Annotated in this window: 23 protein-coding genes and 2 tRNA genes; 5 read left to right on the top strand and 20 right to left on the bottom strand. The window is 44.5% G+C overall.

Annotated elements, in window-relative coordinates:
• Nucleotides 1–274: 274 nt before the first annotated feature.
• The 3 genes from IEV36_RS15580 to guaA form a co-directional block, all read right to left on the bottom strand.
• Nucleotides 275–1,204, bottom strand: a complete 930-nt coding sequence (locus IEV36_RS15580) for a LysR family transcriptional regulator (protein ID WP_005255716.1) — start codon at nucleotides 1,202–1,204, stop codon at nucleotides 275–277.
• A gap of 116 nt (nucleotides 1,205–1,320) precedes the next feature.
• Nucleotides 1,321–2,112, bottom strand: coding sequence for an aminoglycoside nucleotidyltransferase ANT(3'')-IIb (ant(3'')-IIb, locus tag IEV36_RS15575; RefSeq protein ID WP_005255718.1), 792 nt, complete (start codon nucleotides 2,110–2,112; stop codon nucleotides 1,321–1,323).
• Between the two features lie 70 nt (nucleotides 2,113–2,182).
• Nucleotides 2,183–3,751 carry a glutamine-hydrolyzing GMP synthase gene (guaA, locus tag IEV36_RS15570; RefSeq protein WP_005255720.1) on the bottom strand — a complete coding sequence of 523 codons (1,569 nt, stop codon included), beginning with the start codon at nucleotides 3,749–3,751 and terminating at the stop codon, nucleotides 2,183–2,185.
• Nucleotides 3,752–4,194: 443 nt separating this feature from the next.
• Here guaA and IEV36_RS15565 point away from each other — a divergent pair, with 443 nt between their 5' ends.
• A complete protein-coding gene (locus IEV36_RS15565) occupies nucleotides 4,195–5,421 on the top strand; it encodes a DUF445 family protein (RefSeq protein WP_171062171.1) in 1,227 nt (408 codons plus the stop codon).
• A 48-nt stretch (nucleotides 5,422–5,469) separates the two neighbouring features.
• Here the strand turns inward: IEV36_RS15565 and IEV36_RS15560 are convergent, their stop codons facing one another.
• Both IEV36_RS15560 and IEV36_RS15555 read right to left on the bottom strand, forming a co-directional pair.
• On the bottom strand, nucleotides 5,470–5,838 hold the full coding sequence (locus IEV36_RS15560) for a NirD/YgiW/YdeI family stress tolerance protein (protein ID WP_005255721.1): 369 nt from the start codon (nucleotides 5,836–5,838) through the stop codon (nucleotides 5,470–5,472).
• Between the two features lie 144 nt (nucleotides 5,839–5,982).
• Nucleotides 5,983–6,399: a DoxX family protein gene (locus IEV36_RS15555; RefSeq protein ID WP_004773284.1), complete on the bottom strand. Its 417-nt coding sequence runs from the start codon at nucleotides 6,397–6,399 to the stop codon at nucleotides 5,983–5,985.
• 234 nt (nucleotides 6,400–6,633) lie between these two features.
• On the opposite strand from IEV36_RS15555, the gene IEV36_RS15550 reads away from it, so the two are divergent.
• A complete protein-coding gene (locus IEV36_RS15550) occupies nucleotides 6,634–7,272 on the top strand; it encodes a DedA family protein (RefSeq protein WP_004773285.1) in 639 nt (212 codons plus the stop codon).
• 13 nt (nucleotides 7,273–7,285) lie between these two features.
• Here the strand turns inward: IEV36_RS15550 and IEV36_RS15545 are convergent, their stop codons facing one another.
• The 5 genes from IEV36_RS15545 to IEV36_RS15525 all read right to left on the bottom strand — a co-directional run bounded on the left by IEV36_RS15545 (nucleotide 7,286) and on the right by IEV36_RS15525 (nucleotide 10,117).
• Nucleotides 7,286–7,876: a LysE family translocator gene (locus IEV36_RS15545; RefSeq protein ID WP_005255722.1), complete on the bottom strand. Its 591-nt coding sequence runs from the start codon at nucleotides 7,874–7,876 to the stop codon at nucleotides 7,286–7,288.
• A gap of 209 nt (nucleotides 7,877–8,085) precedes the next feature.
• Entirely contained in the window at nucleotides 8,086–8,475 is a 390-nt protein-coding gene (locus tag IEV36_RS15540) for a hypothetical protein (RefSeq protein ID WP_004773289.1), read from the bottom strand.
• 9 nt (nucleotides 8,476–8,484) lie between these two features.
• Entirely contained in the window at nucleotides 8,485–9,327 is an 843-nt protein-coding gene (locus IEV36_RS15535) for a ParA family protein (protein WP_004773290.1), read from the bottom strand.
• Nucleotides 9,328–9,406: 79 nt separating this feature from the next.
• Nucleotides 9,407–9,799 (bottom strand): SirB2 family protein, encoded by a 393-nt coding sequence (locus IEV36_RS15530; protein WP_005255723.1) that lies wholly within the window; start codon nucleotides 9,797–9,799, stop codon nucleotides 9,407–9,409.
• A gap of 9 nt (nucleotides 9,800–9,808) precedes the next feature.
• Nucleotides 9,809–10,117, bottom strand: coding sequence for a BolA family protein (locus IEV36_RS15525; RefSeq protein WP_004773293.1), 309 nt, complete (start codon nucleotides 10,115–10,117; stop codon nucleotides 9,809–9,811).
• A 189-nt stretch (nucleotides 10,118–10,306) separates the two neighbouring features.
• Between IEV36_RS15525 and IEV36_RS15520 the strand changes: the two genes are divergently transcribed.
• Nucleotides 10,307–10,382 (top strand) — tRNA-Gly (locus IEV36_RS15520).
• A 45-nt stretch (nucleotides 10,383–10,427) separates the two neighbouring features.
• Nucleotides 10,428–10,503 (top strand) — tRNA-Gly (locus tag IEV36_RS15515).
• Between the two features lie 186 nt (nucleotides 10,504–10,689).
• On the opposite strand, the gene IEV36_RS15510 is transcribed toward IEV36_RS15515, so the two are convergent.
• The 7 genes from IEV36_RS15510 to IEV36_RS15480 all read right to left on the bottom strand — a co-directional run bounded on the left by IEV36_RS15510 (nucleotide 10,690) and on the right by IEV36_RS15480 (nucleotide 19,288).
• Nucleotides 10,690–12,045: an MFS transporter gene (locus IEV36_RS15510; protein ID WP_005255725.1), complete on the bottom strand. Its 1,356-nt coding sequence runs from the start codon at nucleotides 12,043–12,045 to the stop codon at nucleotides 10,690–10,692.
• Between the two features lie 121 nt (nucleotides 12,046–12,166).
• The gene (locus IEV36_RS15505; protein ID WP_005255727.1) at nucleotides 12,167–13,192 is read right to left on the bottom strand and encodes an enoyl-CoA hydratase/isomerase family protein; all 1,026 of its coding nucleotides are present in this window, start codon (nucleotides 13,190–13,192) and stop codon (nucleotides 12,167–12,169) included.
• A gap of 12 nt (nucleotides 13,193–13,204) precedes the next feature.
• Nucleotides 13,205–13,978 (bottom strand): enoyl-CoA hydratase, encoded by a 774-nt coding sequence (locus IEV36_RS15500; RefSeq protein WP_005255728.1) that lies wholly within the window; start codon nucleotides 13,976–13,978, stop codon nucleotides 13,205–13,207.
• Nucleotides 13,979–13,999: 21 nt separating this feature from the next.
• Nucleotides 14,000–15,127, bottom strand: coding sequence for an acyl-CoA dehydrogenase family protein (locus IEV36_RS15495; protein ID WP_005255730.1), 1,128 nt, complete (start codon nucleotides 15,125–15,127; stop codon nucleotides 14,000–14,002).
• Between the two features lie 10 nt (nucleotides 15,128–15,137).
• Nucleotides 15,138–16,787, bottom strand: a complete 1,650-nt coding sequence (locus IEV36_RS15490) for an AMP-binding protein (RefSeq protein ID WP_005255732.1) — start codon at nucleotides 16,785–16,787, stop codon at nucleotides 15,138–15,140.
• An 81-nt stretch (nucleotides 16,788–16,868) separates the two neighbouring features.
• Entirely contained in the window at nucleotides 16,869–17,759 is an 891-nt protein-coding gene (gene mmsB / locus IEV36_RS15485) for a 3-hydroxyisobutyrate dehydrogenase (protein WP_005255734.1), read from the bottom strand.
• A gap of 11 nt (nucleotides 17,760–17,770) precedes the next feature.
• Entirely contained in the window at nucleotides 17,771–19,288 is a 1,518-nt protein-coding gene (locus IEV36_RS15480) for a CoA-acylating methylmalonate-semialdehyde dehydrogenase (protein WP_005255736.1), read from the bottom strand.
• Nucleotides 19,289–19,453: 165 nt separating this feature from the next.
• Here IEV36_RS15480 and IEV36_RS15475 point away from each other — a divergent pair, with 165 nt between their 5' ends.
• A complete protein-coding gene (locus IEV36_RS15475) occupies nucleotides 19,454–20,335 on the top strand; it encodes a LysR family transcriptional regulator (protein WP_004773305.1) in 882 nt (293 codons plus the stop codon).
• 66 nt (nucleotides 20,336–20,401) lie between these two features.
• On the opposite strand, the gene IEV36_RS15470 is transcribed toward IEV36_RS15475, so the two are convergent.
• The 3 genes from IEV36_RS15470 to alr form a co-directional block, all read right to left on the bottom strand.
• On the bottom strand, nucleotides 20,402–21,838 hold the full coding sequence (locus IEV36_RS15470; RefSeq protein WP_005255738.1) for an amino acid permease: 1,437 nt from the start codon (nucleotides 21,836–21,838) through the stop codon (nucleotides 20,402–20,404).
• A gap of 192 nt (nucleotides 21,839–22,030) precedes the next feature.
• Entirely contained in the window at nucleotides 22,031–22,390 is a 360-nt protein-coding gene (locus IEV36_RS15465) for a RidA family protein (RefSeq protein ID WP_005255739.1), read from the bottom strand.
• Nucleotides 22,391–22,400: 10 nt separating this feature from the next.
• Nucleotides 22,401–23,504, bottom strand: coding sequence for an alanine racemase (alr, locus tag IEV36_RS15460; RefSeq protein WP_005255747.1), 1,104 nt, complete (start codon nucleotides 23,502–23,504; stop codon nucleotides 22,401–22,403).
• Nucleotides 23,505–23,517: the final 13 nt, after the last annotated feature.

Here is a 23,517-nt window from a genome sequence, read left to right as displayed (position 1 = left end):
AAGAGAGGATCAGCTTAGATATTCCATCTAATATTCTTATTTTTACCGTACTTAACTCTGCCTTCTGACTAGCTTCAGCTCAGGGACTTTATGAGCCACAGGATGAGTCATTGCATTGATTCGGTAAAATCTGACAACTGAAATCCCAATCTTCTCTGACGTCAACTGATAAGCAGGTCGATTTCAAAGAGAGAAAAATACCCTAACAAATGAAGTTTTTTATCCACTAGACCACAATCAACAAAAGCTGGATTCGTTTTTTTCGAACGATCACTTAAACCGACTGCTGTAGGTTTTTTTGAATGGCGATATCCCAACTTGGGGTATGCCCGATTTTTTTTGATAGAAATTGAACCAGAGCCTGAATCTTTGGTGAAGCCCGATTTGATACGCGATAAACGACGGATATATTGCCTCCCGATGGAGAAAATGCGGGCAAGATGACTTTGAGTTGTTGCTGGCAGATTGCATCAGCTGCCAAAAAACCGGGCAAAATCGCTATCCCTAACCCCAGTTTTGCGGCCTCAAGTAATTGATGTCCACTGTCACTCCGCATATAAGGAGAAATCCGGAAAAACGCCCTTTCCCCATCTACGGGCAATTGCCACATCCCATGAGGTTCACGCGGCAAGTAAAGCAAACCTCGATGACGGAAAAGCTCATTTGGATGTGTTGGAGTACCATGGGTCTGTAAATAATCTGGGCTCGCACAAATATAATGACGATTTTCAGCAATGGTTTGGCTGATCAAGTTAGAGTCAGGCAACTCTCCCATACGAATGGCCACATCATAATTTCCATTATTCAAATTCACAAAATAATCAGACGACTCTATATCCAGTTTCAGATCAGGATACATTTTCATGAATTCTGCCAGATCAGCAGCCAGATACCGAATGCTAAACCCCTGAGGTACAGATAAGCGGAAGTTACCTCTTAAATGATCATGGTGAGCGCTGATTGACTCTTCGAGATGACTGAGCTCAGCTAAAATCTTGATGGACTGCTGATAAAACTCCTGTCCCGCATCTGTACATTGCATGGTTCTGCCACGATGAATAAGTGCCGTAGCCAAACGTTGTTCGAGTTGTTGAATCCGCTGGCTCACGACAGATTTTGTAATACCTAAACGCTTTGCAGCATTGGTAATGCTTCCTGCTTCAATGACAGCAATATAGGTCTGCATTTCTATAATCTGATTCAAACACACCCCCAAAGCGGGTTTTATTTAAGACAGATATTAGGTCTAAGCAAGCCAATTTGAATAGTCTGTTATTGCAATACTCAGTCTTATTCCTGAAACGACCTGAAAAATATCCTTTATTGTTTTATTTTCAGGCCCTTTTTATCAAAAAGAGTCTCTATGTGCTGACTCAGAAAATCAACGATAGGCTGTAACGCTTGATGCTGACTTGGCCAGTCCTGTTTTGTCATCTCGCCTTTATACTCTTGCACCATTCGTTGTAAAACAGGCTGATCTTTTTCCTCGAGTTGAGCGATCACCCATTGGGCCGCATGCGACTTAGAAACAATCTCCCCCAGACTCAAACTAAAATAGATTCGGCATAAGGTTAAAATCTGGTTACGTTCATCACCATCTTCATCCCAATGTGCCACTATTGATGGATAAAGGCCTGCCATCGCTTGCCAAAGTTGCTGACCTGGAATCTCATCTGACCAACTTGTTAAATCAGGCCCAAATAACGTTCGGTGATGCATGTGCGCTTTCTTTAACAAGATACTGATGTCTGGATCATTTTGTGCTGACAACTCACCTCCATCGACGAGTTCCTCACGCAACCATTCCCCAAACTGTAATTCATAATTTAAAGGATATCTGCCTGAAATCACTTCTTCTTTGAGCAAGACAGTTACTTCAAGTGCTCGTTGCAATCCACCAATTGGATGTGAAAGCGTTAATAAGGCTTGTGCAAGCTGCTGTCGCTGAACGTGTGTCAGAGGTTGAGTCACAACGACCAGAAGATCCAGATCACTTTCCGGGCCTAAGCCGCCATCAACAGCCGAACCATACAAGTAAATCGCAAATAATGCTTCTGCAAATAGAGCATGTAAATATTCTTGTAACTGCTGAAGCTGAAATTTTTCTGACATTTTCAATCTCCTGAACAGCCGAGCAACTGACATAAAAAAAGGCAGGATTTAATCCTGCCTTTTCATTTCATTATTCCCACTCAATCGTTGCTGGTGGTTTAGATGACACGTCATATACAACACGTGAAACATCTTTAATTTCGTTCATGATACGGGTTGAGATTTTATCAACCAATTCGTATGGCAAGTGAGCAAAACGCGCTGTCATAAAGTCAACTGTTTCAACCGCACGAAGTGCAATCACCCATGCATAACGACGACCATCACCGACAACACCTACTGATTTCACAGGTTGGAATACTGCAAATGCTTGTGCAGTTTTGTCGTACCAGCCGCTGTCACGAAGTTCTTGCATAAAGATGTCATCAGCAAGACGAAGAATATCAGCATATTCTTTTTTCACTTCACCCAAGATACGCACGCCCAAACCTGGACCTGGGAATGGATGACGGTAAATCATGCTGTGCGGTAAACCAAGTGTTGTACCTAATTTACGTACTTCATCTTTGAACAAGTCACGTAATGGCTCAACCAGATCAAACGCTAGGTCTTCTGGTAAACCACCCACGTTGTGATGTGATTTGATCACGTGCGCCTTACCTTGTTTGCTTGCAGCAGATTCGATCACGTCTGGGTAAATCGTACCTTGTGCCAAGAATTTCACGCCATCAAGTTTACGTGCTTCTTCTGCAAATACTTCGATAAATTCACGACCAATGATTTTACGTTTTTTCTCAGGATCAACTTCACCCGCCAATGCAGACAAGAAACGTTGTTCAGCATCTGCACGGATCACACGGATACCCATGTTGTCTGCAAACATTTGCATCACTTGATCACCTTCGTTTAAACGAAGTAAACCATTGTCTACAAATACGCACGTTAACTGGTCGCCAATCGCTTTGTGTAATAACGCAGCAACGACTGATGAATCCACACCACCAGATAAACCTAATAGAACTTTTTCATCACCAATTTGTGCGCGTAACTGTTCTACACGTAAATCGATGATGTGTTCAGGTGTCCACAGACCACGGCAACCACAAATCTTGTGTACAAAGTTAGACAGTAACTCAGCGCCTTTGGCAGTGTGTGTTACTTCTGGATGGAACTGTACGCCATAGAAACGACGAGTTTCATCACTCACCGCAGCAAATGGGCAGCTTGGGGTGCTTGCAGTAACCTGGAAACCTTCTGGAATCGCACTTACTTTATCGCCATGACTCATCCATACGTGAAGCTGGTTCTCGCGATCTTGCAAGTTACCAATCAGATTGTCACGTACCAGAATATCAACTTCTGCATAACCAAACTCATGTACTGTACCCGGCTCTACTTTACCGCCAAGCTGTTCAGACATGGTTTGTAAACCATAGCAAATACCCAACACTGGTACACCAAGTTCAAATACAACTTGCGGTGCGCGTGGGCTTCCTTCTTCATGTACGCTCTCAGGGCCACCTGATAAAATAATCCCGTTCGGATTAAACGCACGAATGTCTTCTTCAGACATATCGAATGCATACATTTCAGAATAGACACCTGCTTCACGTACACGACGTGCAATGAGCTGGCTATATTGAGAGCCGAAATCCAGAATAAGGATACGATCTTCAGTAATTTGAGTATTGGTCGTCATGGTTCATCTTAAAGGCAAATGAATTAAGCGCCACATTCTAACATTTTTCACGCTTTGACGCACCGCAATTCATCATCTATCTTGCATTTTAATCTGGCCTTGCCATCAGCCCTGATATTTAAACTAAAATTTCTCCACAAGCCACTTATTTAAGCGATTTAAATCAACAAAACTCACCGATTCTGCTCAACACAAAACAAAAATTGGTGCTAAGATGATGGCTCGAAATAGGGATTACCATGGAAAGGTATTCAATCGACAGCATCGTTGCCTTTTTATGCGATTGTGATGTCCTTAATTAAAGGAAAAATAAAAAGGTAATACAGCATCTCAAGGTCTTGGTAGATCACCAATGTCCTAAAATATTTTACTATCATCTAGCGCTTGCCCGACCACGAGCAACAATTAGGACTTGAAGGACCAATAAAATAATGTTTCAAGAAATGATTGCGGATTTTCACCAAAATTTCTGGCTATATATTTCCATTCCATTTATCAGCGGCTTTATTGGTTATGTGACCAAAGTCATTGCGATTCAAATGATGTTTTCTCCCCTCGAATTTAAAGGGTTGAGATTATTTGGACTTCCACTCGGATGGCAAGGGATTGTGCCACGCAAAGCTGAAAAAATGGCGACCACAGCCGTTGAGCTAATGACCTCCAAGCTCATCAAACCTGAAGAAATCTTTGCCAGACTCGACCCCAAACGTATTGCACAGGAAATTGAAAAACCGTTAATGGCGGCTGCCGAGGATATTACTCGTGAAGTCGCACAGCAATATCAGCCCGGTTTATGGGAAGGCATGCCAGAGTTTGCCCGCCAAAGACTGATTAAGCGGGTTCAGGCCAAAGCCCCTGAAATTGTTGAACACATTATGAGTGAAGTACAGAAGGATGTTGCCAAGTACTTCGATATCAAGCATATGGTGGTTAACAACCTGCTCAAAGATAAGCGTCTTCTGAATGAAATCTTTAAAAAAGTCGGCAAACAGGAATTCAAATTCTTTAGTAATGTCGGTTTTGTATTTGGTTTCGCGATTGGTGTGGTGCAAATGCTGTGCTGGATCGTCACGCAAGGTAAATATCCGTGGATGTTGCCGATGTTTGGCGGCTTCGTCGGTTTCTTTAGTGACTGGATGGCCCTGCAAATGATGTTCCGCCCGTTATATCCGAAAAAGATCATGGGCTATACGTGGCAAGGTTTATTCATTAAACGTCAGAATGAAGTGGCGGCTGATTATGCTGCGTTGATTTCAAAACAGTTACTCACCTCTCGCAACATGATGGAAGAACTATTTTCGGGTACACATTCAGACAAAGTCATTGAACTGGTAAGCCGTCAGGTCAAACAGGAAATTGATTTACAGGCAGGTATTGTTCGACCACTGGTGGTCTATGCAATCGGCGGTGAGAAATATCAAAACCTGAAAGCTGATGTGGCTGAACGTATTTTAAAACAGCTTCCAGACACCATGCGCTACGTTGAATCTTATGCTGAAGACGCGATGAATGTACGCAATACCTTGGTTGAGCGCATGCAGAAACTAAGCCCCGAAGAATTCGAAGGAATGCTGCGTCCAGCCTTTAAAGAAGACGAATGGTCTTTGATTATTGTCGGTGCGGTGCTTGGTTTCCTTGTCGGGGAAATGCAGATTCACTTTATGCTTTAAAAAATATGATACCCAATAAAAAAGGAAGCTTCAGCTTCCTTTTTTTAATTAATGGGCATGTTTTTCAATTTTGACAACTTCGATATCAGTTGGCTTATAACGATGCGTATCAACTTCACCGACGAGACGCACATGATCACCGACTTTTAGGTTTGCTTGACGCCAGATATCATCATCAATTTCGACACCAATCGTCCCGCTCTTGTCTTTAAACTCATAATGATCACCTTTCAAATGTTTAGTGATCTGGCCTGTCAATGTAATGCCAGTTTCATCAGCAAGTTTTGCCACCTGACTGACGGTTACGACATTCTTCGCCGCCTCCTGCACAATGACATGGTCATCTTTACCTGCCCAAGTCGCTGTTGATAATCCCGCTAAAACCACAATCCCACAACTCGCGATGATTTTTTTCATTTCATTTCCTGTTTTGTTCTAAAGTCTTATGATCTAAACAGAAATAGTCGCTCATGTCGGCTTAAGTTTGTAATCAAGCGTAATTCATGTAAGTCATACAGAGGCTTAGCCCCACTGATGAAAGCGGGGCAATGTATTGCAATGTTATTTTTCAATCAGATGATCAAGGCTAAAACGACCTGCACCATACAACATAAGCGCGAAGAAACCACCTGCCATCGCAAAGTTCTTCATAAAGTTAATCGCATCTTCGGCACCGTTATGAAAAATAAATGCAGTGAGAATGCTAAAGATACCTAAGCCCAGCGATGCAAAACGTGTCTGGAAGCCAAACAGTAAAGCCAGACCACCACCGAACTCCATCAGAATCACCAGCGGAAGTAACGCAGCTGGTACGCCCATTGATTCCATATAGCCAGCAGTACCTGCATAACCTACAATCTTGCCCCAACCAGCAACAAGAAAAATATAAGCCAGTAATAAACGTGCAACTAAAATGACACCATTTGCTACGCCAGATTGCGTTACGATATTTTTTACAACAACATTCGGATTAAACATGGTTGGTTCCACACTGTTTGTTTTTTAACATGTAGCCAGTTTATGTATCTTTGTTTATGCAATAAACACCATATTAGTTAACATATCGTTCTTTATTTGCAACAATAAAAAGATTAAATCAGCTTCCCGATCAAATGTTTCCCTTGCAAAGTTACTAATTAATTAGCTTTTTATACTGACATTCTAATGATGCACTGCTAGGATTTAGTCCACATTTATAGTGTTAACATTTTCATGGAACTCATTGATTTTATTCTGCACGTTGACGAACACCTTTTAGAATTTATTACCAATTATGGCGTGTGGATTTATGCCATTTTATTTTTAATTATTTTTGTTGAAACTGGTTTGGTGGTGATGCCATTTTTACCAGGTGACAGTCTGTTATTTGCAGCAGGTGCGTTGGCTGCTTCAACAGGTGCAATGGATCCATGGGTTTTAGGTATTTTATTATTTATCGCAGCGGTACTCGGCGATACCGTAAATTACCACATTGGTCGCTACATTGGGCCACGCGTTTTTGAAACCAATTCTCGTTTTATCAATAAACAACATCTGATCAAGACCCAGCATTTCTTTGAACGTCATGGCGGTAAAACGATTATTTTTGCCCGTTTTGTACCCTTTGCCCGTACTTTTGCTCCATTCGTTGCAGGTGCAGGCAGCATGAACTATAAGTATTTCCTGACCTATAACGTGATTGGCGCATTCTGCTGGATTGCATCGTTTATTACACTGGGTTATTTATTTGGCAACATGCCAATCGTGAAGGATAATTTCACTCACTTAATTTTCGGTATTATTATTATTAGTGTGTTACCGGGCGTGATTGGTTTTATTCGTCAAAAACTGAGTAACCGCAAAGGCCAATAAATCAAATTTCGGTTTAAAACAAACGAAAGATCATTGGTAACATACAAATCAGCAATAACACAGCCGATCCTTTATATAAATGATCGGCTTTAATTCCAATCAAGCTTCCTGCCAATAAAGCACGTCCAAATAACATCCAGAAAATACTGACGGGCAAAAGCACCAGACTAAACACTGCAAAAACGATGGCTGCATTTTCGAGTGAATTCCAGGTTTCGCTTGGGAAAACTCCTGCTGCTAACAAAACCGTTTTCGGGTTCTTTAAGGTCGACATAAACAGTTGTCTTTTACGGATATGCGGATGATGCTGATCGTGTTTTTGTAGATGCGAACTTTTCCAGAGATGAAAAGCCATCCAAAGTACATAGAGCAAACTGGCTGTATGTAAAATCGCGTCTAAAGCAGGCCAGATCGGATCAAAAAGATGAATGAACAGCGCCCATAAACTAATGCCGTACAAATATCCCAACCATTCGATTGGAATAAATTTCATGGTTTTAGGTACACCTTGTTGGTGGGTTGCACTGGCAAGTAAAGCGTTGGTCGGACCTGGAATTAGTAACACTGCCAACATCGCCAAAACAAAAAACCAACTCTCAATCATACACATACCGAACGACTATACATGGGCGCCACCTTAAACGAATTTAGGGCAAAAATACAAATTTCGGTAATAAAAACAGCAGGTAAAATATAGGATTTCAGGATAGATAAATTTTTAAGCGTTTAATTTTTATCATTATTTTTTGAAACATTTTGCGATAATTTAGTTACTTATCACCATAACGAATTATGGTGATAAGGAGGCAAAAATTATGATTTTGGACGTTGTTTTACGATAATCGGGCAGCCTTTAAACTTCGCAGCCTGCACAATCGCATCTTGCTGACCCATCACTTTGGCAAGCTCGGTATTCTTGGTATTCATCGACTGGCCCATATTTACAGAGATAGATGGTCCAAAGCCCCAACCGCCTCGACCCCAGCCACCACCAAGTCCAACACCCACGCCCATACCGGTACGTTTTGGTGTTTCCACACCATTTTCAATATAGAGCTGAATACGGTTGTATTCGGCTTGTAGTTGCTGGCAGTTCAAGGTCTGATATTGCGTAGGTGAAACATAAGCTGGCTTAACCGTTGATGCACAAGCACCCAAGAGCATACTTGCAGCCAAAACAGGCATCCAATATAAGCGTTTCATAGTGTTCTCTTATTTCTTAGATTCAATCTCATTGAACAGCGTGACATAAGCAAGCGTCAATTTATGTTCAGATGCCAAATGAACCAGTGGTAAATTCTTTTGATGTGATTCTTTCATCAAGATCGAGGGCGGCAACATGCTATCGAGCACAGGCAAGCCTTCATCTTTTAATTGTTGAACCACTTCTCGAGGTAATTTTGCCTGAGACTGGAACTGATTGACCACAATTCCCTCAATCTCAAGGCGATCATTATGATCATCTTGGGTTTCGAGGACATTTTCAATCAAAGTTTGTAACGCACGTTTTGAGAACACATCACAATCAAATGGAATCAACACGCGATCTGCTGAAATCAGCGCAGATAAAGTAAAGAAGTTAAAGGCAGGTGGTGTATCAATAAAGATACGGTCATAACGCGCGCTCAGTGACTGAATTGAATCACGTAATTTATAAATTTTATGTTTACTTTCCAGTGCATGCTCTAGACTGCCCAGACTTGGACTGGCAGGAATGACATCCAGATTTTCAAATGACGAGCGGTGAACAAAACTATCCAGACCTTTGCCACGAGGTGCTTTTAAAATTGAACCAATGGCATTGCCAATCAGGCCTTTTTGCTGTGTAGTGCCTAAAACATCATCAAAGAAATTTTCAATATTGGGTTCTAACGCTGCTTTGTCCGCAGAATAGGTTGCATCTTCACCTAACAGGTACTGACTCGAATTTGCTTGTGGATCAAGATCAATGACCAGTGTTCTCAGGCCCTGTTTTGCACTAATTGCGGCCAGATTAACGGTAATACTTGATTTCCCCACACCACCTTTCTGGTTAAACACCACACGCGTTAACATGATTTCCCTCTACCCTATTTTTTAAACTGCACGCAGTTTAACCTAGTGCAAAAACAATTTCTAAAACAATGTCCAACAATCAGGCAAAAACCGGTTTAATCATCACAAGACCGAGAATCCCGACCATAGCCACTGTACCAATCAACAAACCTGCACGGCGTTGTTCCAATAAGATACTGCTGTCTTGCTTATAGGTTTTGATCAATGACGACCACAATACAAAGAACAAGATGACTTTGGCATAGAACCACGGCTGTACATCAAAGTTCTTCATCGCCAGTAAGATCGCACCCGTAACAATAATCAGGGTCAACGATAAATGCTGTAAGCCAATCATCGCTTTACGGGCCTTTAGATTAGGTTGCTGATCCTGTACACCCACAAATAATGTTGAACCGCGTAATACAAAAGCAATAATCAGCAAGCTCATTGCAATCATATGAATCATTTTAGTGATGAAATGTAGGTCCATGATCCTTCCTTAACCTTTTGGTGCATGTGCACATTCAGGGCTAGCAGGTGCTTCACCTTGCCATTCATCTGGTACATAAGCATGAATTGCCAAAGCATGGATACGACCTGGGCTCATTAATTCCGCTGCAACGGCATAAATTTTTTGATGACGCTGTACCAGACGCAAGCCTTTAAATTCATCGCTCACCACAATCACTTTGAAATGTGATTCTTTACCTGGGAAATAACCGCCATGCCCCGCTGACTCATTGAGCACTTCGAGATGGGTGGGTGCCAGTGTTTGTAAACGTTCAATCAACTGTTGTTCTAAGTTCATGAGTCAGGCTGTCCGGTCAGATTGAGATAGCTCATTAGTATACATGACCTCACTTGAAGCGAAACTTTTATCCATTTTTTTGCTTTTAAGCTGTTTTTTACATGAAAATGCTTTTATTTTATGCAATTAAACAATTTCTTTGCATAAAGTTGTTGACCCTCATTTTGCTTAATGTATTATAGCTGGCACGCGGGAATAGCTCAGTTGGTAGAGCATAACCTTGCCAAGGTTGGGGTCGCGAGTTCGAGTCTCGTTTCCCGCTCCAGATTGGTTTTTTTAAGTGTAAGTTTTAGTAAAAACTGCTCAATATGCGGGAATAGCTCAGTTGGTAGAGCATAACCTTGCCAAGGTTGGGGTCGCGAGTTCGAGTCTCGTTTCCCGCTCCAAATTTAAAAGGCCCTAGTCGAAAGATTAGGGCTTTTTTCTTTGTCTCAATATTCTGCTCCACGTGGAACATCAAAAATAATGAAGCGCAAATATTGGATCTCTCTTCTTTGCTTATAAATCCTTAAAAATAAAAAGGCGTTCCTCAGCATCGAGCAACACCTTTTCATTTCATTTTGAATAAACAGCTATTCTGTCATCTTGGCTTGCAGTTTGACGCCTTGCTTGTTGTTCTCCGTTGCCAATGCCTGCTGACTGTGATCTCGTGGCATAAATGAAGTGGCAATAATGGCAACAACTGCCATCGAACCGATATACAACATGATCAAGTAAGGATTTCCACCGCCAACGCTCAATAATTTTGTCGCAATCAACGGTGCAAGACCACCACCGACCACACCTGCCAGCTGTACCGAAATCGAGATGCCGCTATAGCGAATTTCTGCGGGAAACTGTCGGGCAAAAAGTTGTGCCTGAGGCGCATACATAATCGGGAAAACCACACCGATTGCCAATACAATTGCCATCCAAACCAGCACAGGATCTTTGGTATTAAGCATACTAAAGAACGGATAACAATACAGTGCCAGCACGCACAGACCAAACATGAACATATTGCGCTGTCCGACTTTATCAGACAAATGTCCACATAATGGTGTCATCACTAAAATCACGGCGGCACCGCAAATGGTGGCAAATAGAATTTCCTGTCTGGCGATGCCCAGTTGTGTGGTGGTGTAGGCCAAAGTAAAGGTAGAGGCAATATAAAACCATGCATTCTCTGCCGCACGTGCCACAATAATGCTAATCAATTGCTTTAGATGTTGCTTAAATACCTGTAAGGCAGGAACTTTAACTTCTTCAGCTTGTTGTTTCACTTTTTCAAAGTCTGGCGACTCTGGTACTTTCACCCGAATGTACCAACCGACTGCCAGTAAAATAATGCTCGCTAGAAAGGGAATCCGCCAGCCCCAGCTAAACAGGGCCTGTTCAGGTAATAAAGACACCAGCCCAAGCGCAATAGAGGCCAACATCAAACCACCACCGGTACTGGCTTGGGGAAGACTGCCCCAGAAGCCTTTTTTGCCTTCTGGCGCGTGTTCAACCGCCATCAAAACTGCACCGCCCCACTCGCCACCCATCGCCATACCTTGGATAAATCGCAAGATCACCAAGCCGATTGCAGCCCAGTAACCAATTGACTCATAGGTTGGTAACAGACCGATCAGCACTGTGGGTATTCCCATCAGCATCAAGGTCAACAGTAACATCGATTTGCGGCCAATCTTGTCACCAAAATGCCCAAATACCAGACCGCCCAGAGGTCGCCCAATGAATCCCACCGCATAGGTGGCAAAGGCAGCGAGTACGCCCGTCAGTGGATCAAGATTCGGGAAAAATAATTTATTGAAAATTAAAGCTGCTGCTGCACCGTAAATAAAAAAGTCATACCACTCAATGGTGGTCCCGACCATACTGGAGATACCTGCCAGTCGATGGGATGACTTCTTAGGAGATGAACCGTTTCCATGTATTGTTTGCATCGTCATTTTCCTTTCTTGGATATTCTTGTTTTATATTTTTGTGCTGATGCTCAATCCTGATCACCAGCATGTTCAGATGGTTGATACTCCTTGATGTGTGTAGATAGAAGGGAGAGTAAATTTAGCTTAGTTTTTCCAGAATCTGTTCCAGTTCTGGATTACGCTGTTGCCATTTTGGCTGTTTATCTTTATCGACAATTAAGGCGCGCACACCTTCAATAAAATCACCATGCTCAAACCAGATATCCTGTAAATCCCGTTCCAGTTGCATACACTGCTGTAAAGATAATCCACGACCCAAATACTGTAATTTCAGGCTGGTTTGTTTGGCGATAAAGGAACGTTGCTGCAAAATATCCAGCATCTTGCTGGCCCAAGTTTTGAACTGTTCTTCCTGTTCATGTTCAAGGCTATGCTCGATCTCATCCAAATGCTGGAAACCGAAATGTTTACGGATCGGCTCAATGAGTTGCTTGAGTTCACTTTCAGCAGGACGGGTAATAAAGCGGGCAATGATCTGTTCAATATTGGCTTTGCTCAGGTTCGGTGCGGCAATCAATGCCTCTTGTAGGGTAGACAATTGCTCACTCGGCACATGGTAATCGATCAGATCAAGATAGAGCGCATCACTACTGCTGATCTGCTCTCCCGTAATCGCCATATACACGCCGATATCATCCAGCCGAGACAGGAAATGAGTCGCACCGACATCAGGGAAAAATCCAATCGCAGTTTCAGGCATGGCGAATCTGGACTTTTCACTACTCACCACAATATGACACGCTTGAGCCAAGCCAAAACCGCCACCCAGCACATAGCCATCAAGTATCACGATCACAGGCTTTTGATATTCGCGTAGCAGATTCAGCATTTTATATTCAGCGCTGAAATAGCCTTTATAATCAGCCGTTTCATTCTTATAGCTGTCATACAGATAACGGATATCACCACCTGCACAAAAGGCTTTGGGACTATTCGATTTGAACAAAACCGCCTGAATAGCAGCATCATTACGCCACAGTTCCAGTTGTGTGCAGATGCCCTCAATCATATCGAGCGATAACGCATTCAAATGCTTGACCCGATCCAGACTGATAATACCTAAGCTACCTTGTTGCTCAATCATTAAGTGATTTTCTGTATTCATTTTCTTGATCCCTTATTGATTTTTGAAGTTTGCCTGCCGTTTTTCCACAAAGGCCTGCATCCCCTCTTTTTGATCCGAAGTTGCAAAAATCGAATGGAACATACGGCGCTCAAAACGCAAACCTTCGGTGAGATTGACCTCAAAGGCACGATTGATGGTTTCTTTTAGCATCATGTTGGCGGTTAAAGAGCGTGCTGCAATTTTTTCTGCGGCTTGCAAGGTTTGTTCCAGTAATTCTTCTTTGCCAAACACACGCGCCACCAGACCACTTTGCTCTGCCTCTACTGCACCCATTTGCCGTGCGGTAAAGCACATTTCCATGGCTTTGGCTTTCCCAATCGCATGGGTTAAACGCTGTGTACCACCAATGCCCGGTATGACACCTAAAGTCACTTCGGGTAAACCAAACTTGGCATTGTCAGCACAATAGATAAAGTCACACATCAGTGCCAGTTCACAACCACCACCCAACGCATAGCCACTCACCGCGGCAATGAGCGGTTTACGGCGTTGTGCGATACGATCTGCCAGATGGAAAAAGTCGTCGAAGTAGATATCTGGAAATGCCAGATCAGCCATTTCCTTAATATCGGCACCTGCAGCAAAAGCCTTTTCAGAACCTGCCAATACGATGCAGCCAACCTCACGATCTTTCTCTAACGCATCCAACGCCTGATTAATTTCACTAATCAATTCACTATTCAGCGCATTCAAGGCTTGCGGACGATTGAGGGTAATCAATCCAACGCCATTACGCTTTTCTAATAAAATACTGTTCCACTGCATGCTTCATTCCTTGCTTTGCTTTTATAGACTACGTGCGATCACTAAACGCTGGATATCGCTAGTGCCTTCATAAATCTGACAAATACGTGCATCACGATAGATCCGTTCAATCGGGAAGTCTTTCAGATAGCCATAGCCACCAAATACCTGTAATGCGTTTGAACAGACGCGCTCTGTCATTTCTGAGGCAAATAGTTTGGCCATTGACGCTTCATTGAGACAGGGTTGCCCTGCTTCTTTGAGCCGTGCAGCGTAATGCACCAGTTGTCGGGCCGCTTCGATCTCGGTCGCCATACTGGCAAGACGAAAAGCCAGCGCCTGATGCTCAAAGATTGGTTTACCAAAGGTCAGCCGTTCTTTGGCGTAGTGGGTGGCCTCTTCCAGCGCCGCCCGTGCCAGACCGACTGCCTGTGCAGCAATGCCAATACGACCACCTTCCAGATTGGCAAGCGCGATTTTTAAACCTTCACCTTCTTTACCGAGCATCAGACTTTTATGAATACGTACATCTGTCAGGGCAATCTGGCAGGTATCCGAAGCATGTAAGCCAAGTTTTTCTTCAACCCGAATCACTTCATAACCCGCTGTCTCGCGTGGCACAAGGAAGGCACTGATGCCCTTTTTACCCGCACTTGGATCAGTCACGGCAAATACGATAATCACGCCTGCATTATCACCCGAGGTAATAAATTGCTTGGCACCATTCAGAATGTAGTCATCGCCATCTTTCACCGCGCGGGTTTTAATGGCTGCCGCATCTGAACCTGTATGCGGTTCAGTTAAGGCAAAAGCACCGATCATTTCACCTTGTGCCAATGGTTTTAAAAAGCGTTCTTTTTGCTCATCGGTACCAAATTTTAAAATCGGCACACAGCCCACCGAGTTATGTACACTCATAATGGTTGAGGTCGCACCATCTGCCGCAGCGACTTCTTCAAGTGCCAACACATAGGCCAAATTACCTGTGTCAGAACCGCCCCATTGCTCTGGAATCAACATGCCCATAAAACCGAGCTGCCCCATTTGTGCAAGTGCATCTTTTGGAAATGTACCATGTCGATCCCAATCACTGGCATTGGGTTTAAGCTGTTCTTGGGCGAAACTTTTCGCCATATCACGTATTAAGACTTGTTCTTCGGTCAATTGCATCTTGTGTTCCTTACCCTGCCTTTGCTTGCTGTTTCGCAATTTCCTGATTACGTAATAAAAAGCGCTGAATCTTGCCACTTGGTGTTTTTGGAAGTTCAGTCACGAACTCGACCAGTCGTGGATAAGCATGTGCTGATAAGCGTTTTTTCACAAATTGGCTCAGTTCTTCCGCCAACTGTTCCAAAGGTTGAATACCCGCAGCCAAAATCACGAAAGCCTTCACCACTTCAGTACGGTCTGGATCAGGTACACCAATTACGGCTGCTTCAACCACAGCATCATGCTCCAGCAAAGCACTTTCCACATCAAAAGGTCCGATCCGATAACCCGATGTGGTGATCACGTCATCACTACGACCAACAAAGCTCATGCTGCCATCCGCATGTAACTCGGCGGTATCACCTGTGAGATAGTAGTGCCCGATAAAAGGGGATTTACGGCTTTCCTTATAGCCACCAAACCACATCATCGGAGACTGGCTAATATCCACGGCTAGAATTCCGGGGGTATCCGCTGGAAGCTCCTCACCCTGTTCATTGACCACCGCAACGCGATAACCTGCACTCTCAAAACCAGCGGAACCTGCACGAATCTCATGACTTAAACCATGATGATTACACACCACCATGCCGACCTCAGTCTGTCCATAATGGTCATAAATCGGGGCATCCAGAACCTGCTTAAACCAGCGAATCACTTCAGGATTCAACGGTTCGCCCGCACTGCTGACCACACGGAACTGGCCTTTTAACGGCGCCATCTGGGCAGGATCAGCCGCCATCATCATGCGATAAGCCGTTGGCGCTCCCGCCAGATTGGTAATCTGATAATCCTTTACGATCTGACACAGGCTATCTGTACTAAAGCCCCCTTCGTAGAACAAGGTGGCATGCCCCAAGAACAATGGCCCTGTAATGGCGTAATACAAACCATAAGCCCAACCTGGATCGGCAATATTCCAAAACGAATCTTCTTCTCTCAAACCAATGGCATCTTGCATATAACGACCAAAAGCCAGCAAGGCTTTTAACGGCACTTCTAGCGGTTTGGCAGGCCCTGTGGTGCCCGAGGTAAACATGAGTAGAAAGGGATCTTGGATGCTTCGCATCACCAATTCACATTGATCAGGCTGCTGTTTGACTTCATCCCAAAAGTTAAAGTCACCTGACTTCAGCGGCGCACCTTGTGGATCAGCAACCGTGACAATCGCTGGACAATGTTCGATCTCATCCAATTTGCTGCGGTTCGCCACATCGGTTACCACCAGCTTACTTTGTGCCAGTTGCAGACGATGCTCAATTGCCTTGGGCCCAAAGGCTGTAAATAAGGGCTGATATACAGCGCCAATACGCCAAGCCGCGAAAATCGTCACCAGCAGTTCAGGCGTTCTCGGCAATAGACCTGAAACACGATCACCTGCTTCCACACCTTGCGACTTTAAAAAGTTGGCAAATTGACTCGACCATTGCTGTAACTGGCGAAATGTATATTGTTCTTTGCGACCGTCTTTGCCTTGCCAATACAACGCGATTTTGTCGCCTTGCGCATGTCGATCACAACATTCATAACAGGCATTCAGGGCATCCATTGAACCGGATAACATATGTTTTGCAGTACTTTCCAGATCGAAAGCCTGTACCGTCTCTTTATAATTCAACATCTATTTTCCCTCAGTCTGGATTCATTGTTATTCATGACAGGGTTTAATTTCTGAATAAAAGCCATCCTTTGGCTTTAGTTTTTATGCCTCTGGCGGCAGGTATTGCTGAATAATGCTAGAAAAATCAAGGTGTGCATTACCACGCATGCACATTTGCTGATACAGCTGCTGCACCATCCCGCCCAACACCACAGGCTGCTTCACCTGCCCTGCGGCTTCAACTGCAAGACCCAAATCTTTCAGCATTAACTGCGTGGCAAAACCATCCTGATAACCACGAGAGGCAGGCGCATTTTCACTGATATGTGGCCACGGGTTACAAACTTCCGAACTCCAGCAACGGCCACTTGAAGTGTTAATCACGCCTGCCAAAGCATGTGGATCAATACCAAGCTTGGCACCCAGTGCCATCCCTTCGGCCACCGCAGCCATGGAAATCCCGAGAATCAGGTTATTACATATTTTGGCAATCTGCCCTGCGCCGACATCGCCACAATGCACCACGTTTTTGCCCATGTGACTGAGTACAGGTTTCACTTCATCAAAGGTCTGATCATTTGCCCCCACCATAAAGGTCAGCGTACCCGCTTGTGCGCCAATGGTGCCACCTGAAACAGGCGCATCGCAAATATGAATATTTTTACTTTGGGCAATGGCAGCAATGTCTTTAATGGTTTGTGGGTCAATAGTACTGCTATCAATGCATAAGCTGCCTGCTTTCAGCACTTCCAGCACGCCATCTTCGCCCAGATACACCTCTTTGACATGCTTTGCCGCAGGTAACATGCTAATCACCACGTCGGCTTGTTTCGCTGCTGCTTGCGGGCTGTCGCAAACCACACCACCCGCCTCGGCAAAGTGCTGAATTGCTACTTCGCTAAGGTCATAACCATATACTGTGAGTCCGGCTTTGAGCAGGTTTTGGGCCATTCTGCCGCCCATATTACCTAGACCGATAAAGGCGATATTCATCCGTGATCCCCTTAACGTAAACTAATGGTTGTGTTTACAGCGCCCACTTCGTGGCTATCTTCAAACCAGCGACTGGTAATGGTTTTGGTTTGGGTATAGAACTGCACTGCCTGTTTGCCGTAAGGTCCCAAATCACCAAGTTTTGAACCACGGGAACCAGTAAAGCTAAAGAAGGGTACAGGCACTGGAATCGGAATGTTGATCCCCACCTGACCGATATCAATCAGGTTCTGGAAAGTACGCGCAATCGCACCACTTTGCGTGAATAATCCTACGCCATTACCAAATGGATTGGCATTGATCAACGCAATCGCTTCTTCAAGCGTATCAACACAAATAATCGACAGTACTGGGCCAAAGATTTCTTCTTTATAAATACGCATGTCGGTATTCACGCCACTAAAAATCGTCGCCCCGACAAAGTTGCCGGCTTCATAGCCTTGCACCTGAACATCGCGACCATCAAGTAGCAGCTCAGCCCCTTGCTCGACACCGCTATCAATTAAGTCCAACACCCGCGCTTTCGCACGTTTTGAAATGACTGGGCCAATATCGGTATTTGGCTCATGTCCTGCATTCACTTTTAAAGTCTTGGCTTTTTCAACCAATTCTGGAATCCAGTGTTTACTATCACCGACCATCACCGCAACTGACAACGCCATACAGCGTTGCCCTGCTGCACCAAAAGCCGCACCCACCAAGGCATTCAGGGTTTGTTCTTTATTGGCATCTGGCATTACGGCAACATGGTTTTTGGCGCCCATCATCGACTGCACACGTTTGCCATGTTGTCCTGCAAGGTTATACACATGCGTACCGACCGCAGTCGAACCGACAAATGAAATCGCTTTAATATTAGTATGGGTACATAGATGATCCACCACTTCTTTACCGCCATGCACGACATTGAGCACACCCGCTGGAATGCCTGCCTGAATCGCCAGCTCTACCAGCATCATGGTCGAAAGTGGATCTTGTTCGGATGGTTTTAAAACAAAGGTATTGCCACAAACGATCGCCATCGGGAACATCCACAACGGAATCATGGCTGGGAAATTAAACGGTGTAATGCCCGCGCACACGCCCAACGGCTGCTGCAAGGTATAAGTATCAACACCACGCGCCACACCTTCGACGTATTCACCCATTTGCAAGGTTCCGACTGAACAAGCATGTTCAACCACCTCTAAACCGCGTTGAATATCACCTTCCGCATCCGCCAGCGTTTTACCTTGTTCGGCAGTCAGTACCTGTGCAATTTCTTTCATGTTGGCACGAATCAGTTCTTGCAGTTTGAGCATGATACGCATACGTGCCTGAATCGGGGTTTGACGCCATGAAGCAAAAGCGTCTTGTGCAGCTTGGATTGCAGCATCAACTTCCTGAGCCGTTGCAAAGGGTACACGACCAATCACTTCCTGAGTCGCGGGGTTGACAATGTCTTGCCATTGCTGTGTTTCAGACTCGATAAAATTGCCGTTAATGAGTAATTTGGCGGTTTCCAACTGGATGTTCTGGATTGTATTCATAACCTCTCCATAGGTCGTATTTTTATTGTGTTAAATCATCGGAAATACACTTTGGTGGTATTTTCCTGATTGGGCTTTTATCTGAGACTAACAAAGAAAGCTTTGACCACCAATGGAAATTCATGCACGATTATTGTGCAAATATGCACAGGGAATACAATAACAATGAAAGTGGATTGGGATCATCTACAATTTTTTCTGGTTTTGGCAAGAACCAAGACCTTGACCAATGCAGCACGCGTGATTGGGGTCGAACATAGTACTGTCGCCAGACGCATTCAGGCTTTGGAACAAGCTTTAGGCACCACTTTATTTAAACGTGAAGCAACGGGGTATGAGCTTACCCTCGAAGGTATGGCGCTGGTTCCACGTGTTGAACAAATGGAACAGGCCTTCCTACAGATCGATAAACCGCATCAGCCCTTACAGGGACGTGTGCGAATTGGCACACCCGAAGGCTTTGGTACCGCATTTTTAGCCCGTTTGCTGGCGGAGTTTTCGATCCAATATCCATTGCTCACCATTGACCTGATTCCCGTACCGAAAATGATTAAGTTGTCGCATCGTGAAGCGGATATTGTGGTGTCGATTGAGCGTCCAACCTCGGGGCCTTATATCATTACCCGACTCTCTGATTATTGTTTAAAGATTTATGGCAGTCAGCACTATCTGGCACAAAACCCGCCAATTCGTGGGCTGGATGATTTAACCCAACATCGTTTCGTCAATTATATTGATGATCTGGTGTATAGCCCTGAGCTGTATTGTCTGGAACGTTTACCTTTGAAGCTAACCGCCAACTTCCGGAGCAGCAGTATTCTCGCACAACAAATTGCAGTGAGTGCAGGCGCAGGACTGGCCATTTTGCCCAAGTTTCTGGCCGATGATAAACCTGAGCTTGAAGCCGTGTTAGAACAGCAAGTGCGCTTTACCCATACCTTCTGGATGCTGACTTTTGTGGATCTACAACATGATCCGCGCATCAAACTAGTTTGGGACTATTTACGTAAACAGGCAGATCAATACCAACAGTTACTGGTAGATTAAACCGATCCAACCAAAGCATAAAAAAGCCGATCTCTATAGATCGGCCTTTAATCAACTCAGTATGATTTATTGCACCAGTTCACGACCGAGTTTTTTCATTCTTGGCTTATACAGCAACTGATAGGTCACCGCCAACAGAATCACCCATAATGGACTGACATAGAGTGCTTTTAAGGTATCTGGTTCCAATGCCAAGATCACCAGTGCAAATAGCAAGAAGGCAATCACCACATAGGACATGAATACACCACCTGGCATTTTAAACTTCGATTGAGCATGCAATTCTGGGCGTAACTTACGGTAGCGGATATAGCACACCATAATCAGACTCCAGACACTGATGAATAGAATCACACAAAGCGAACTTGCCAAAGTAAAGGCTTCAAGGGTATTCGGTACAAAGTATTGCAGTACTGCACCACCCATAATAAACACACATGAAAAGATCAAACCATTAGCAGGTACAGCACTTTTTGATAACCGCCCAAATGCATTCGGTGCCTGACCATCTTTAGACAGACCAAACAACATACGGCTGGTCGAGAATACCCCACTGTTCATGGAAGACATGACCGAAGATAGCACCACCAGATTCATGATAATGGCTGAGGTCACAATCCCCGCATTCATGAATAATTCCACAAATGGGCTCTTGTCGGCACGGATAATATTCCATGGCGTGACCGACATCACTACCAGTAAAGCCAGTACATAAAACAGAATAATACGGATCGGAATCGCATTAATCGCTTTTGGCAGGTTCTTATGCGGATCTTTGGTTTCAGCCGCGGTCGTTCCAATCAGCTCTACCCCGACAAAGGCAAAGACTGCAATCTGGAAACCCGCCAAAAAACCATCCAGTCCTTTAGGGAACATCCCGCCATGAGACCAGACATTACTGAGCGATGCGACCGTCCCATGCGGAGCCTGAAAATGGCTAAAGATCATATAGCCACCAACACCAATTAAACCGAGGATAGCCAGAATCTTGATCAAGGCAAACCAGAATTCAACTTCACCAAACAAACGTACCGTCAGCAGGTTTAAGAACAGGACAAACAGGACACAGCCTGCACTGATCGCGGCCTGCCCGATCGGGGTAAACATGGTGCCTTCGGGCAGCCAGAAGGTTAAATAATTGATCACGGCGGCCAGATCGGCAATCCCGACCAGAACCCAGCCCAACCAGTAGGTCCAGCCTAGATAATAACCAGCCCAAGGACCAATCAGGTCATGAGCCATGTCCACAAAAGATTTATAGTGTAAATTTGCCAGCAGCAACTCGCCGAGTGCACGCATCAAAAAGAAAAACATCCCACCGATAATCATGTAAATAAACAGAATCGATGGGCCTGCAAGTGAAATGGTTTTTCCTGAGCCCATGAACAGACCCGTACCGATGGCACCACCAATTGCAATCAGTTGCAAATGGCGATTAGAGAGTTTGCGCTGCAAGTCATGGGGCGACTGTTCGCCTTCTGACTGTTGATGTGTAACCGTCATAACAAAAGTTCCTTTTTACGATTCCCTCATGAGCCAGCCTGTTATTGTTGTGCTATTGCTAGCCGTCCATTCCTGCGGGCTGACTCATTTTTAATTGCAAGAAAATACGTATCTCACTACGTTTTATCTACTGCAAATACGTTACTTTTCTTCTTTTTTTATATTTTTTAAGCAAAAATAAAGCGGATCGCTTTATTTTTGTGCTGCAACAACCGCAATTTCGATCAACCACTTTGGATTCACCAGATCAGCCTGAATGGTCGCACGTGAAGGCGCAACATGACCTTTTAACCAGTCAATCCAGATGGTGTTGACCACAGGGAAATCTGAAAGATCTTTTAAAAACAGTTGTGCAGAGAGCAAGCGAGATTTATCTGTCCCTGCTGAAGCAAGTAACTGTTCGATCGTTGCAAGGACTTCACGGGTTTGTCCTTCAATATCCAGATCCGCATTTTTAGGCACCTGACCAGACAAATACACCACCTTATTGAATACGGTTATCGCACTCATCACTTCGTTGGTATTGATCTTTTGAATATCTGAATTTGACATGATTATTTCCTTATTCCTGATTGATAAAATTGACACGTGCCGTCACGCCGCACATCAGTTCATAACCGATCGTGCCTGAGGTCGCTGCGACATCGTCAATAGGTAAAATTGTTCCTGTGCTGGATTGACCCCATAGCACTACTTCACTGCCCACTTGCGCATCACTGATCGGGGTTAAGTCCACCGCCAACATATCCATGCTGACACGACCAATGGTTCGGGTTCGAATCCCATTGACCAGTACTGGCGTACCTGTTGCTGAAATCCGTTGGTAACCATCGGCATAACCACAGGCCACAATACCGATCCTGATTGGTTGTTCGGCCACATAGCTGGAACCATAACCCACACTTTCATTGGCATTGAGCTGCTGCACAGCAATGATTTCGCTGCGCAAGCTCATGGTCGGGGCAAGGCCCCAGTCCTGAATGCTGTGTTTGGGATAATCGGGAGAACTGCCGTACAGCATGATGCCGCCACGCACGTAATCCGATTGCAATTGATTTTGATATCTTAAGATTGCAGCACTATTACTGACCGATCTTTCACCCGGTAAATCCTGAATCGTGGCTTCAAATTCGCTGAGTTGATAGTCAATGCCCTTCTGACCAAAACGCTCTCCATCCGCATCAGAAAAATGCATCATATGGGTAATACTGGCAATTTTGTCTGATTGGCTAAGTTGCTGCCAGATCTCACGATATTGCTGTGGCTTGAAACCCAAACGGTTCATGCCACTGTTCATTTTCATGAAAATATCAAACTGCGCTGGATACGGATGGTGCTGCAACCAGACCATTTGCTGCTCGCTATGCACCGTAAAACTTAATTGGTACTGTGCACAATCAAACAGGTCTTGTGGGGAGAAAATTCCTTCAAGCAGTAAAATCGGGCCTGTCCAGCCTAAAGCGCGCAAACGTTTTGCTTCCTCGATATCGAGTAAAGCAAAACCATCGGCACTTTTAAAAGATTCATAGACCCGTTCAATCCCATGCCCATAAGCATTGGCTTTGACCACAGCAAAGACTTTGCTGTCGGGTACAGACTGCCTGACCACCGCCAGATTCTGGCGTAAGGCTTGGGCATGGATCACCGCAGTAATCGGACGAGGCATACTAAACTTCCTT

The sequence above is a fragment of the Acinetobacter vivianii genome (assembly GCF_014635885.1).
GTDB lineage: Bacteria > Pseudomonadota > Gammaproteobacteria > Pseudomonadales > Moraxellaceae > Acinetobacter > Acinetobacter vivianii.
Note: the sequence above shows the minus strand (reverse complement) of the source record. Positions and strands in the feature narration are given on the sequence as shown.

Bases quoted from the DNA above. Each gene is read 5' to 3' on its own strand.
- IEV36_RS15555 (WP_004773284.1), bottom strand. From the start codon at position 6,399: ATGTTTAATCCGAATGTTGTTGTAAAAAATATCGTAACGCAATCTGGC.
- IEV36_RS15500 (WP_005255728.1), bottom strand. From the start codon at position 13,978: ATGCAGTGGAACAGTATTTTATTAGAAAAGCGTAATGGCGTTGGATTG.
- IEV36_RS15510 (WP_005255725.1), bottom strand. From the start codon at position 12,045: ATGCAAACAATACATGGAAACGGTTCATCTCCTAAGAAGTCATCCCAT.
- IEV36_RS15560 (WP_005255721.1), bottom strand. From the start codon at position 5,838: ATGAAAAAAATCATCGCGAGTTGTGGGATTGTGGTTTTAGCGGGATTA.
- IEV36_RS15480 (WP_005255736.1), bottom strand. From the start codon at position 19,288: ATGAATACAATCCAGAACATCCAGTTGGAAACCGCCAAATTACTCATT.
- IEV36_RS15550 (WP_004773285.1), top strand. From the start codon at position 6,634: ATGGAACTCATTGATTTTATTCTGCACGTTGACGAACACCTTTTAGAA.
- IEV36_RS15545 (WP_005255722.1), bottom strand. From the start codon at position 7,876: ATGATTGAGAGTTGGTTTTTTGTTTTGGCGATGTTGGCAGTGTTACTA.
- alr (WP_005255747.1), bottom strand. From the start codon at position 23,504: ATGCCTCGTCCGATTACTGCGGTGATCCATGCCCAAGCCTTACGCCAG.
- IEV36_RS15465 (WP_005255739.1), bottom strand. From the start codon at position 22,390: ATGTCAAATTCAGATATTCAAAAGATCAATACCAACGAAGTGATGAGT.
- IEV36_RS15475 (WP_004773305.1), top strand. From the start codon at position 19,454: ATGAAAGTGGATTGGGATCATCTACAATTTTTTCTGGTTTTGGCAAGA.
- IEV36_RS15505 (WP_005255727.1), bottom strand. From the start codon at position 13,192: ATGAATACAGAAAATCACTTAATGATTGAGCAACAAGGTAGCTTAGGT.
- IEV36_RS15535 (WP_004773290.1), bottom strand. From the start codon at position 9,327: ATGTTAACGCGTGTGGTGTTTAACCAGAAAGGTGGTGTGGGGAAATCA.
- IEV36_RS15565 (WP_171062171.1), top strand. From the start codon at position 4,195: ATGATTGCGGATTTTCACCAAAATTTCTGGCTATATATTTCCATTCCA.
- IEV36_RS15540 (WP_004773289.1), bottom strand. From the start codon at position 8,475: ATGAAACGCTTATATTGGATGCCTGTTTTGGCTGCAAGTATGCTCTTG.
- IEV36_RS15495 (WP_005255730.1), bottom strand. From the start codon at position 15,127: ATGCAATTGACCGAAGAACAAGTCTTAATACGTGATATGGCGAAAAGT.
- mmsB (WP_005255734.1), bottom strand. From the start codon at position 17,759: ATGAATATCGCCTTTATCGGTCTAGGTAATATGGGCGGCAGAATGGCC.
- IEV36_RS15525 (WP_004773293.1), bottom strand. From the start codon at position 10,117: ATGAACTTAGAACAACAGTTGATTGAACGTTTACAAACACTGGCACCC.
- IEV36_RS15490 (WP_005255732.1), bottom strand. From the start codon at position 16,787: ATGTTGAATTATAAAGAGACGGTACAGGCTTTCGATCTGGAAAGTACT.
- IEV36_RS15470 (WP_005255738.1), bottom strand. From the start codon at position 21,838: ATGACGGTTACACATCAACAGTCAGAAGGCGAACAGTCGCCCCATGAC.
- IEV36_RS15530 (WP_005255723.1), bottom strand. From the start codon at position 9,799: ATGGACCTACATTTCATCACTAAAATGATTCATATGATTGCAATGAGC.
- guaA (WP_005255720.1), bottom strand. From the start codon at position 3,751: ATGACGACCAATACTCAAATTACTGAAGATCGTATCCTTATTCTGGAT.